At 67.2% G+C, this 271-nt stretch carries 1 protein-coding gene; it reads left to right on the top strand.

All coding sequences use genetic code 11. From position 1 onward, the window contains the following. On the top strand, positions 1-271 hold a 271-nt coding region (locus tag EU800_RS26450), incomplete at both ends, for a DUF2924 domain-containing protein (RefSeq protein WP_129636391.1).

Here is a 271-nt window from a genome sequence, read left to right as displayed (position 1 = left end):
AGCCAGTCCTTCCTGCGCCGTTTCATTGCCTTCGAAGTCCAGGCCCGCCAGCGCGGCGGCCTGCCGCGCGGCTTCGTCACTGAGCTACAGAAGAAGATGGCCGGCGATGTTGGGAACTCTGTCCCCGACCTCAAGCCCGGCGGCCGTCTGCTGCGCGAGTGGAATGGAACGACTCACTCGGTCGAGGTGACCGAGGCAGGCTACCGGTGGAACAAGGAGACCTATCCCTCGCTCTCCGCGGTCGCCCGCGCCATCACCGGCGCCCGCTGGT

This window comes from Tropicimonas sp. IMCC6043, assembly GCF_004146235.1.
GTDB lineage: Bacteria > Pseudomonadota > Alphaproteobacteria > Rhodobacterales > Rhodobacteraceae > Tropicimonas.
Note: the sequence above shows the minus strand (reverse complement) of the source record. Positions and strands in the feature narration are given on the sequence as shown.